This window comes from Mesorhizobium sp. ArgA1, assembly GCF_053714375.1.
Genome location: NZ_JBSKBQ010000008.1, coordinates 7,268 through 19,758 on the forward strand (window position 1 = coordinate 7,268; position 12,491 = coordinate 19,758).

2 protein-coding genes are annotated in these 12,491 nt (G+C 58.8%); both read right to left on the bottom strand.

The genetic code is table 11. The annotated features are described in order from the left end of the window. Nucleotides 1-223 precede the first annotated feature (223 nt). The gene (locus ACWGTI_RS18365) at nt 224-2,611 is read right to left on the bottom strand and encodes an RHS repeat-associated core domain-containing protein (protein WP_454588420.1); all 2,388 of its coding nucleotides are present in this window, start codon (nt 2,609-2,611) and stop codon (nt 224-226) included. Next, a complete protein-coding gene (locus ACWGTI_RS18370) occupies nt 2,611-12,087 on the bottom strand; it encodes a SpvB/TcaC N-terminal domain-containing protein (protein WP_454588421.1) in 9,477 nt (3,158 codons plus the stop codon). Before ACWGTI_RS18370 ends, ACWGTI_RS18365 begins: the two co-directional genes overlap by 1 nt. Nucleotides 12,088-12,491 lie beyond the last annotated feature (404 nt).

The window sequence follows — 12,491 nt, forward strand, 5'->3', positions numbered from 1 at the left end:
CCCAGATATGACCGGGCTAATTAGTACCCATCGAGACAAGAGCAAAGCGCCTACAGTTCGCAGTATCTATCCCGACAAGCGGCTCGATCAGACCATCGCTCCCGGGATATTGGTATAACGTTCAATGGAGCTGCTGCCTTCAGTACCAAGAAGGAAAATTCTAGACCACAACTGCTGACCAAGCTCCAGTCGCGCCTAAGAAATCATAATTTTGCAAAGGTATTTACTCGCCCATCCTAATTTCTAGAGGCTCCATATTGTAAGGATCCATCAACTGCTCATGGGTTTTCACGATGCGGTCCCATATGCGGAAGGGTGAGATAGCAATGCCGGCTGAAAATTGGCGTCCAATATAGGCATGGGCACCAAAACCTTCCCCCTCTATTCCCGCGCTTTTCTCTACAAACCTCGCCAAGTTATTCGGCGATGGTGACGCGCCGACTTCTTGATCAGAAACATTCACGGCGAGTCCATAGGAGGGACCAAATCCGGCATTCCCGCCGACTTCTGTATTGGAGCCGCCCGCGAATCCATAGCCATACTTTCCTAGCGGATCATTTGGGGACAGAGGCTTCGTCAGACTAGTCCCTCCTGTGCCTCCGACGCCTAAGTATGCCCCAGCGCCTCCACCCAGCATGAACTGACCTTTCACGGCTAGGGTGAATGTAGAGAGATTCAACTCCATGGCGCCACCCAGACTTACGGTAACGCCTGGCCCGAACAATAGCATTCCGACCGCTAACGTCCCACTTAACCCAGCAGAAATCACAACTTGTCCTTCGTCGGAGGTTGGATTGGTCACGGGCTCACTCAATAACCCGTCCTGATCATGGAATCCCAATGGGTTCGACCATCCAAACCCGTAACCGTTCAGATTTTTTGGCCTGAAGATACCTCCGAAGTGCTTACCTTCCAGATACGTTGGTAGGGCCGGATCGGCCGATAGCCAAAGCGCGGTTCTGTTGTCGAAATAACGGACACCGAAATAGGTCAGACCGGTATTCCGGTCGAGTTCCTTGCCGTTGAAGCGCCATTGCGGGGCATTCGCCAACCCCGTCGCCGATTGCGGAGCCTGGGACTTCAGTGCGCCCGATGCTGTACGCGAATTTAGGATCTCGCCGTAAGCCGCATAGCCAAACTGCTGATAAACCCTCGTATGCCCACCATGGTCGCGGTCGCCATAGACGATGTCGGTAGTGTTCTGGTTCCCCAATGTCGGGTGATAGGTGAAGAGACCGGTCTGTCCGGCCCATTGCGAGGCGAGGCGATAGTTACCGGCGTAGAAATGCCACATCGCCCCAGGCTGGCCATTCTTCGGAAAATAGACGCTGAGATTTTCGTCCGCGTAGAGAACGCTGTTCTGCAGGCTCGAGGCGCCTTTTTTGGAGACGTAGTAATTGGACTGACTGTTGCGCCGGCTTTGGCGATCGTAGGTCATCTCGGCGCGCAGATGCTCCTCACTGACGGTGCTGTCGGTGACGTCAAGCGCGGTCTTTACCTCACGCATGGTGTTGTCGCCGTTCCAATTATACGTCTGGAGCGAGCAGCTTCGGCAGTGTTGCTCCGTCAGCCGGCCAAGCTCGTCATAATCCGACGTGCGCGATAGGTCGCCATCGCCTTGCAGGTCGATGCCTTTTGGCGCGTGCGTGAGCGTGTTCTGGTAGCTGTAGATCGCGCTTGTCACTTGTCGCGGCGAAACCGGGGTCTTGTCGAGTATGCGCAGCCATTGGCCCATCTCGTTCAGCGAGGTGTAGGCGAACTTCTCCGTCAGCGTCATGACAACGGACTTTGCGCCGCTGATGTCGCCATCCAGGGTCTGATCGGACGCGAAGGGTTTCTTGTAGGCCAGTGAAGCCGTCGTTTGCGATTGGACGAGGCGGTTTAGTTCATCATAAGCGAAGCCGGCATCGCTGTGGTTGACCATGATCCCCCATTTGCCGGGTTCGACCGCGTCTACGCCGCTCGCCGCATCGCGCGAAGCGTTGAGATAGTGAACCACGTTGCCCGCCGGATCGTAGGTGTAGGCGACGTCCTGAAAATTGACGGGCGGCGCCGGGTCGGGACAGAACGATCCCAGCGGCGCGCACCACTGGCCGATCATCGATTGCAGCTTGGTAAGGCGATTGGAGGCGTCATCGAAGCGCTGGAGGGTGGTTACCCCGCTTCCGAGTACAGAAACCACATTGTTGCCGCGCTCGTCGAAACCGGAGCCGACAAGAACTGCGGCTTTGTCCGGCGATTGGCGATCGGGACCGGTTCGCACCGACCTGATCTCGCCGGTGGGGCCGTAGCTATAGGCAATCGCGATCTTCGCCTGCAGCGGGGCTCCGCCAGCAAGCGGCGTGAAGGCGCCATCGAGTTCCTTTATATGCAACATGCCCCAGGCGTCACGCTCGAATGAGGTGGTAAGTTTTTGGTCGCGGTTGCCGAGTAGGTAATCGCTGACGATCTGTCGCGGCTGACCAAGTGGACCGTAGGTGATCGATTGGCTTCCCGCTCCGTCGCTGACTTTGACGATCCGCGCGCGGCTGTTGTTGCCGATGGCGTCTCCCGGCCCGCCATATTGAAGCAGCACATCGGGCGCGCTCGGCTGGTATTTCGTGCTGGTCATCAGGTTGAAGAGGAAGGTCGCCTTGACAATCGGCTGACCGGCCCGTTGTCCAACAGCGGCTTGTCGCTTTTGCAGCGCGTTTCAAGTGCTTGGGTGTCAACCGCGCCGACACCCCGATAGGCGCTCGAAAGTGTGCATATGGCATTCGAGACAAGGTCGAGAAGGTTGAAGCTGAAGCCGTGATCGGGGTCGTCTAGCCAGGTCCGGCGACCGAAGGCGTCGTAACCGACTCGCGTCGTGGATCTTTCGCTCGTCGCTTGGCCCGGCGCGCAAAGAGTGATCGCGCTCGAGGAAGAGAAATTGCACCGCGCCGGCCGGTAGATGGCAACAAGCTGGCCAAGCGAATCGTAGTCATAACGGGTGACCGCGGCATAGATCTCACTTGTTTCGGGATGCTGGAGAGATGCGACAACCTCGCCAAGCGAGTACGCGCAGGTCGCGACCTGCTGGGCCTTGCCGGCAACCGCCGCGATCCAGGGCGAGTGCATGCCGGCCTGGTCTCGGCCCGAACTGCCAACCTGCACGGCGGCAAGCAGATCGCCCGTCTTGCCGGTCTGATGCCAGTATTCGCTCACGGAGACGATATTGCCGCGTATGTTCCGAGCCACGCGCGTGGGCACGCAATCGGCGTCGCGTGCATAGACTTCCTGCAGTGGTGCGCCGTTTTTTAGCGCGATCCGATAACTGAAATCATAGGCGTTGCCATCGGGATTGGCGATGTGGGCAGGCCGATCGAAACCGTCATAGCCTGCCTGAAGCGACTTGCTTCCCGGATCCTGCTCGACCTTCAGGTCCGAAACCGCCGGCCGCGTTTCGACCCCGACCGGGTAGCTTGTGACCGCGGCCCTGCCCAAGCGGTCCTTCTTGACCAGTCCCGAAGCAATCGAGGCGAAATGGCGCTGGCAAAGCGTTGTCGGCCTGGTTTGCTCAAGCACCTTGCAGGCATCGCCGTCGGATATCGTCTGCACAGGCGATCCGATCTGGTCGAAGAGGAAGTTCGTGAGGATGGTTCGTTTGCCGCTGGCATCGTTCGTCGCCTCGAACACCGTCGGATCGACATATTGCTGCAGCCGCGCGATCAAGCCCGAGAAATTGGCGCTGTTGGCCTGCGGATAGTCGAACAAGGCCATCATGCCGAAGTCAGGCTTCTCATTGGGTACGGCACTATCGTCACCGCCACCGCCGAACCCATAGTCCGACCATTGCGACTTGCTGTCCTTGTCGCTGGCCCAGGAGGCTCTGATCGTTTGCGGTCGGCCAAAACCATCCCATTCGGTCATGGTCATGTTCCGGTTTGCGTCGATACTAACCGCCATCCTGGCGAGACGATAATCAAGGCCGTAATTGTCGGTTATGAACGCGTCCATCACCGGTCCCGCATCCGAACCGATCTTGATGTTCGGTGCCGGGCTGCTGCCGGCCAGACATGCGCCCGCAAGCGTGTTGGCGGCGAATTGGACGCTGCCGCTGAGCAGGTTGGCGGCCTTGAAATAGTTCAACTGCGCCGGTTTCGGGTATTTTGCCTGGCGCGCCTGCGCTTTCGTGTTGGCTTCGATGCCAAGTGCCAGCTTCGACAGTTCAAGTGCGAAGCCGGCATTGTCGATGCGACAGAAGACTGTGCTCTCCTGCGCAACGACCTGGTCAAGGTATTTATCGTAAACGTAATGCTTATGGACATAGTCGCTGGCGGCGCTCAGTGGGCTGATCATGTCCTTGACGTTGCCGCGATCGTCATAAGCGAAGTAGGTTTCGGATATTGAATTCACCAGCGGCCGCGCCTGTAGCATTGCCTCGGTGTTTCGCGGGAACGTCTGCTCGTCCTCGCATGGGTTCTCATCGCCGCTGTTGTCGGGCAAGTATTTGTAGCCGATCGCCTGCGGCTTGATGAAATTGCAGGTCTTGACCAGCTTGCCGGTTGAACTGTCATACGACGCGGTGGCGGCGCGGACGATGGACGCCTTGCCTTTGCCGGCCGGTCCCTTCTCACGCAGTTCTTCAATCGTCGTGGCGGCCACCAGGCCGAGCGCCCGCGTGCTGCTTTGCAGCGTCGCTGCGGCATCGAACTTCGCCGTTACCGTCACGTGATCGGCGTACTGCATGTTGGAACAAAGATCGTCCTCGACTTGGTCGAGCGCGCCATAATCGCAAGCCAGGACTGGGCGACCAAGAAAATCAGGCCGGTAAGCGAGAGCTGTCACAATCTCGACACTGTCGTCTTGGTCCTCGCGCACACTCTTTTGCGTGACCAGCAGGAACGGCTGCAAAGAACGGCTGGCCGCGTCGAAGGTGGTTTGTGCCGGATCCGATAGCGCGACCTTGAACTCCGTACAGGTGGGTCCTTCGAAGCGCCGCATCTCCTTTGGGATCGCGTCAAAGGATGATGTCGCCGGATAGTCGTGGCCGGGCAGGGTAAAGCAAACGATGTCGCCGGCGATGTCGCCGGAGTTCGGTGCGGATGCCGCCAGGTCTATCAGCACATAGCGGTTGGTGGTCGTGCGAACGGCCCGGCTATTGAAACCGGATACCTTCTCCTCGAGCAACAACCCATTTTCATAAATCGACCAGTTGGCGTAGGTGCGATCGATCTTGCGGTCCCATGACGATCCGTTGTCGCGGCAGCCTTGGAGGATATCGACGTGCTGGAATCCCAGGAACCGCCGTTCATACCGGTCAAACCGGCCCCCGCCATAGGTTATGCAGGTGCGGCGGGTATTGTCGGCGACGTCGACGTCATCCTCGGCAACGCCGTCCCGCTCGGCGAACGCGCTCAACACCCAATGGTTCGACGGATCGTCATTGCTGAGCCCAACCCGGTCGAAGTCGAATTCGAGATTGGCCTCGACGCCTGGATTCGTGGCCTGAAAGACTTTGCGCAACAGATTGCGCGTTCCCAGACCGTTGTAGAAGATGGTTGCTTCCTTGTTGCTGAAACCGAGCTTGCCTGAGGCGATGGCGCCGCCATCGGCGATGTCGGGCAGGCCGTCGCCGTTGAAGTCACGCAACGCAATTGTCTGACGCGACAGGCTATTGGACTGCTGGACGCCCGGATTGAGCACAACCGACAGCGGTGTGAAAGGAATCCAGAAGCCAAAGGTCACATAGGCGCCAATCCAACTATTGTCCGATTCGCTCGCGCCCATGCCAAACAAGTTGGTCCCGACCGTTCCGATATCGAGGGTGCCGGTGAAGCCATGGCCGTTGTTCAGCTTGGCGCGGATGGTGCCCTTGTCGTTTGAGACGAGGTCTGGAAGTCCATCGCCATTAATGTCGGACAGGACCTGAAAACCGCGTGAGGCCCCGACATCAGCGCCCACGCCGCCGGCATAGTCCAGCCGATTATCGCTACCGCCATAGCCAGCCTGGATACCAACGCCGAAGTTCTGGCTTTTTTCTGATGGAACCGCGTCACCGCCAGTTGACCATTGCCTCGGTGCGCTCAGCTCATAGCCGTGATTGAGTTCCACGCTAAGCACGCAGGACCCGCTAATTTCTAGGCTCTTGCCATTAGAGGGGAACCGCTGGAGAGCGCAATCTTTGCCAGATCCGGCGGATTGTTCGGTGCTTATGCGATCGGGCAATCCGTCGCCGTTCATGTCGATAAATTCATAAGACCGCAAAGAGGTGTTGGCCCCAAATGACAGGCCGGGCGGCGAGAAGGCGAAATTCGGCTCGAGGCTGGTATTGCCGAATCGCGCCGGTGCCCCAGTCTGATTGCCGCCAATAAGGCCGATGCTCGAGGCCACGACCTTGGTCAGGGATTTGACGGTGCTGAAGGAAATATTGAATTGCGAGGTTGCGCCGATGCTCCTGCGAGGATTGTTGCGCCCCGCCATGAGCATGTCCGCCTTCACATTTCCGACGTCGTTCCACGCATTTCCGGGCGTCTTTCGGTAGAGGCCAAGCGGGCCGGTCAGGATCACCTTGTCGCCGGATATTTGGTCGGGGTAGCCATCGCCGTTCAGGTCGAGCAGGTCGGTAGACGCCTGGGTATGCGCGCTTGAAACCGTGCCGCCGGCGCCAAACCCGCCGATTGAAATGGACTGGCTATCGGTTTTGGAACTTCGCGGCAGTGCCCGCAGTCCGATTGTCGCCATTGGCGCCAGATGGACGGGCGGACCGAGGTAGCCCGGATCACAACTGTTTGGATCGCCACCGATGAGGTTCTGGACGCTTTCACAGCGCCGGTTCGTCAGGTCCTTCAATCCAACCCGTGAGGCACTCATAAGCTTGCCGCGGATCCAAATGCTCGGGTCAGGCCCATTGCCGCAGGCGGGATTGTAAGGAAAAGACGCCTCGCCATCGTCGAGTTTTTGCGTCTGGCATGACGCCGTCATGTCCTCCACATCGCGAGCGCTTGTTTTGCTGTCGACTAACGAACTCTGTAATGGCAGCGATTCAAGGCCTGGGTGCTGGTTGGCGGCTCCCCCCGTCCCGTCGGCGACCTCGTGCTTCGAACCTATGCTTCCACAGCCGCCGATCGCCAAACAGAGCCCATTTTGTGCGCCGGCAACCCCGTTTGTCAGATCGGCCGGTAGCCGAACCAGTTTGAGCAGCGCGGCGACATCGTCGCTCTTGACGGCCCTGTCACCGACCTCGGCCTTAGCCGAGAGCCATGATGCGCCGCGCGGCGAGTGGCTATCGAAGCGCGCGTAGCGCGGAAGGTAGACTGAACTGCTGGCTGTCTGCATCCCGTCTGCGCCTTGGAAGCCAAGAAGAAGGGCACCGCCGGTGATGCGGCATGCACTGTTGCCGCCGCCAGGTGCGTCGGCCTGGCATTCATCGGCCGTCCAAAGCTTCTCGAAACGGGTAATTGCTTGCACGTTTTCCTGATCCGAAGGCTTTTGCGGCGCTGCCGCGGCGGTTTCGATCGCGATGGTCGCGCCTGGAGATGCACAAAAACGTAAGCCGATCGTCTGCGATTGGGCCCAGTCATACCCGCCAGTGCCGGAAGAAAACCGGCTCACGACATCCGTGCCGGCCTTGTCTGCTGTCGCCGTGACCTGCTGCAGGAGCGTCACGGCCAAGGCAGGCGTGCTGCCCGCAAACTGGCGATCATCGACCTGCCGTTCGCCAGCCTGCGGATAGAGACCACTGCCCTGTGCCAAAGCTCGAACCTTGAATTGCCCAGGCATGCCGGGCACCGGCTGCTCGATGCGGTAGCGAGCAAATGGCACCAACGCACGGGTCACCGTTTGCTTCGATCCATCCGAAACCGTCGATCGCAAAACGATCGAGCTGAGGATGTCACCAATGCTCGATACCCCGCTATTAGGTGTCGGCACTGGCCCCCTTGTGTAGAAGGGGACAGCCAGTCGGTACTCATTTTGACCTGGATTGTCTCCCGGCAAAGAGCAGGCTTCCGAACTCTGTGGCAGGACGATCTCCTCGACCCGCTGGTGCAGCCGCACGGCCGCATCCTTACTGCCGGGATCGGCGTTTGCCTCATTGCGCACTACCCGGCCGAAACTCATGTTGATCGACGGCGCAAGCGGGAAACGCGCGACGGGACCGTTGTCCTTCCTGTCGATCCTGATCAGCATCAACGATCCGACCGACGGTGCCGATTCGGTCGGCGTGTCGACACCCTTACCGGCGATGTAGCTGGCGGTCTCGGCCTTGTCCGGACAAGTCTCGACGGATGGATTTGGGCTGCAGGCTACCGGATCGTGGCCTTGCTCTTCCGGTCTCAGAAAGATGTCGGGCTTCGTGCCGTCGGGCGTTTGATCGTATTCCACATATTTGGAGGAATAGTTCACCGAAAGAGGATCGACCCAATGGAATCTGGAAAGATCCTCGTGCCAGGCCGTCAAGGTTGGCGGGTCACGCACCCAATCGACGTTGACAGCCATCGTGAGCTCCGCGCAAATCAACGATCCCTCATAGACGGGCAGATCTCGATCATGCGGGAAACCGACGTCATATTGACCCGCTGCCGCTGGCAGCGTCAGCACCCGGTCGGCTTCGACCCTGTTGCGACAGGCTCTGAGCAAATCTTCTTCGGGGTTGGTTGAGGCGGTGAAGATGCTGGGGTGCGCGACGCTGATCCGTAGTATCACCGGAAACAGGGTCTTTGGCTTCTCGATCTTGCCCAAGAACGTGACGGTCCCGCGCATAGGGGAGGAAAAAACGCCTTGCGCGTCGGCAAACAAATTGGCGTCTAGACCGGGGCTGTAGCGAACGTAACTGTCGCCATTTGGGTCGCACAGGCCGAACCTATTTTCGGGGACTTGCATTTTGCTGAGCCCGTCAGACGGGTCGGTTACTGTCAGCGTGCCGCACGGTCGCGGATCGGGAAACGCCAGGTGGTTCAGCGAGCTGAAAACGGCATCGAGGCCGGGTTCACCCGGTCGGCTGAGCTTATATCCGAACAGTGCCTTGGGGGTGGCCGTTCCGTTCGGCGCCCATTCATCTTCCAAAAGGCTCACGTAAGAGATCGTAGGATTCCACTCAACCACGTCCTGTTCAGCATTGAAATTTGGATGGACGGCAAAATAAACCTCGTCGCCTTTTTGAACGCTTAGAGGCACGAAGCGCTTTTTGGGGTAGTTTTTCGCCAAGTAGTATGAGATGGAATCCAACGCAGATTTATCCATCGTCGAACACTGATCGACCGCGGAAACAAGCTGCGTCGCTGCGGCCGGACGCAACTCTGCCAGATCGCATATTGCCACTGTGTTCGGGGTCGCTTGCGCGCGATGCTGGATCGAAACAAGGACACCATCAGCCTTCTGCGCCTGGTCTTTGTGGAGTAGCAACCTCGCGCTTGCATCAACCACGACGTCGCCGTCAAATGGCGCAACCCACCTTCGAACGACCTGAACTCTTGGATGGTCGCTCGAGACAAGTGGGATGTCGTCCGCCATAAGGTCTGTGGCAACGTCGGTGCTGGGCAGTGGCAGACCGGCGCTTTGCACGGAGAAGGGCGCTAGAGCACCCATCACCGGGATCTTTGGCCCGAAATAGCTATCGCCAGGGTTCGTGGTAAACCTTATCGCATCGGCGGTCGAGCGATTGTAGAAAATCGTTCCACCATAGACGACGTCGACCCGGCGATCTCCATCGATGTCAGCAAGATAGACGTCCTGCATTGCGCTCGACGTGACTTGTCCAGTCGCAAGATAGATCCCGGCAGGCAGATGCCCTTCAAACGCGCTGTGCCTAGTCGCCGCCACCGGCTCCCTTTGCAGGTCGCTCGGCAGCCCATTGGGCTGCACCGGATCGTCGAAGCTCAGGACACCGTGATCGAGCTGGCCCTTCTGCACGCGGAACGCGCCAGGGCCGTCGCGGATCACCCGGTCCGGGACTCCGTCTCCACTGAGATCGACGAGACTGGTCAGTTCCTGGTAGCTGTTGCGCTGCTGAAAACCCACCTTGACGCCAAACGAGCCGGTCTTCTGCGGCCCCATGAACCCAATGCCGCCGTAGAAGCTGCCGCCAGATTCCGCGACCTGCGTCGAGCCCAACAGATTGGCCGAGTAGGGTCCGCGATCGCCCGATCCTAGCAAGGCTTTCACCGCGCTGGCGATACCTTGCGCATTGGGCAGGTTCTGGTTGGATTCCAGCTTTGCCGCTGCCCACGCGGCGCTGTCGTCATACTCAAAGCGCGTCGGCTGATGGCCGGCCAATTCGGCATCGGTCTTGACCGCGGGCTCGCCGCACTGGCCGGCACTGAAGGTCGCGAAACCATAGATCGGCTCCGGATGCGTCACCGTCGTCGCGGTGGACAAAAGCTGACGTCCAGTGGCTGCGCCAAACGCCTCCTGTCGGTAGCCGAACGTCTGCGTCACCAGCGCCGGCGAGCAGGCCCAGGCCGGTTGTTGAACGGGTCCGCCCTGGTTGCGGATCATGCGGGTGGAGATCTGCCGCAAGACACGCCCGCCGGCGATCGTGCCGCCGCTGCGGCTATCGGATCGGATATAGTCGCCGGGTCCTGGCTGAGACCAGGCGAAGATCGTTTCATACCTCAGGGCCGGATTGACCGGCTTGGCGCAACTTGGGGAACTCGGGTTCTTTTGGCAGGACGCAACCAGGGTCTCCTCGCGCTCAGATCCGTAATACACCATGCGGCGCAGATAGATTTCGTTGCTAGCGACGTTGCCGCTACCGGCACCGCCGCATTGATCGGAGATATTTGCAGTTGCGACCGGGTCTTTGTTGCAGTCGTGCGCCCAGTCGTAGTCGATGATGTTGCCGCTGCTGTCGATCTCGCGCGTCAACACCCAGCGCACGATCGGTCGCTGTCCAGGTGCCGCGTCGCGCGTCTCGGTTCCGACGTCGAGGTAAGGTTGACTGTGTTGGCCGCTGCTGAAAACGTCCGCCGGCAGATAGCCTGGCTGCTGGGTCGGGGCGTTGCCAAAATAGTAAAAGCGAACCTCGCCGCTTTGCGGATTGCTCTGCGACGCTTCCCAGAAGTAGTTTTCCGGGCGTTCCTTATGCCGGATGAAAGTCCACAGGCCGTCGGATCGCTTCAACACGAATTTGAGATCGGAAGGTGCGCGATCCTGCAGGCCTTCGGTGCGATGCGGCGCGTCGGTGACCTTGAAATTCGTGTTGCCCTCGCCCGGCGTTGCGGTGCGCTCCTGGACGAGTTGCTGGCCGTTGAACAGGTAGGTTTCGGTTTCTTTTTCCTCATCGAACGCTGGCACACCCCAGCGTATTTCCACAGTGATTTGCGGGAGCGAAAGCGACCAGCCCTCGCCAAGCGTTCCATAGCCGCCAGTGGAACTGTAGCCGATCGAGACCGATGGTCGAAAACTGTCGCGCAAACCGCGCAAGTCGATCGGATAGTCGAGCGCGAGGTCGCCATTTGGACCTGGCTTGGGCGCGGCAACCATTGAAAGCAGGCCCGTGATGTCGGGCTTTTTCATGCTTTCGAAAAGCGATGGCGTAAAATTGCTTGGCGCACGGGCGGACGGCTCGCCGGTCTTGACGATGCCATTCATGTATTTGACGACGGCCTCGCCAACTGTGGTGATTGTGCGCTTGTTCTCAACGTCCAGATAGGCGTCGACCGGCCGGATGACCGACTGCGCCGAAGCCACTTGTTGCACCTTGAACAGCTGGACCGCTTCGTTCGCGATGTCCTGATGGATCCGCAGATCGAATGGAATTTCCACGACAAACGGTCCGTCGGATCTCAGCGTGAAGCCGGCACAGGATTTCGTCACATTGACGACCTCCGCGCTTTGCAGTCCCTCCCAGTCACGGTCACATTCAATGCCGATGGTTGTCTTTTCGCGCGCCGCTACGGACGTTGCGGCACGAACAGTTATGCCGAGCACCTGTTCAGATCGGTTGCCGGCGGAGATCTGCACGATGCGGAAGTTAGGGCTTTCGGACGTCGAAAACGCAATTTGGGGAAATGAACCGGTATCTTTCGCAAATACGCTAGTAGGCCACGTACTCGCTATCAGGCATGAGGAGGCAAAGATTCTAAAAAAGAGCGAAAACAGAAATACCGCCGATGATCTTTTCATCGTCAGCGCCCCCCACCGGCCCTTCATTGTTAACGAAAGTTGTTACTTCGGCGTTCTGCTGTCAAGCTGATTCTGGCTGGAGATATTTGCCATTTTTAGTCTTGTTTTTCTGTTTTGGATGTAAGGAGATGAATTCTCAAGATATTGTCTTTTGCTCGCTAGCGCGGCAACTGTCGCCTGCCTAACAGAGCTACGACCGCTGTCGGGATTTCGCGTTTAGACTGTGAACGATCGCTATGGCGTTGGCAGCGGTCGCACTGGTCGCAGGACGGCCAATGGTAGCTATCCTGGAGCGCTGTAGAATTAGATAAACATGCTGATCTGACTACCGCCACACTTGACCATCCCACGATCGTCCGGCCTATTCGCCAAGCGGGAGGGATTTTCCATGGGGAGCTTGGATC

What these genes read in the sequence shown, in the direction of transcription:
- ACWGTI_RS18365 (WP_454588420.1), bottom strand. Translation starts at nt 2,611, where the DNA reads ATGACCAGCACGAAATACCAGCCGAGCGCGCCCGATGTGCTGCTTCAA.
- ACWGTI_RS18370 (WP_454588421.1), bottom strand. Translation starts at nt 12,087, where the DNA reads ATGAAAAGATCATCGGCGGTATTTCTGTTTTCGCTCTTTTTTAGAATC.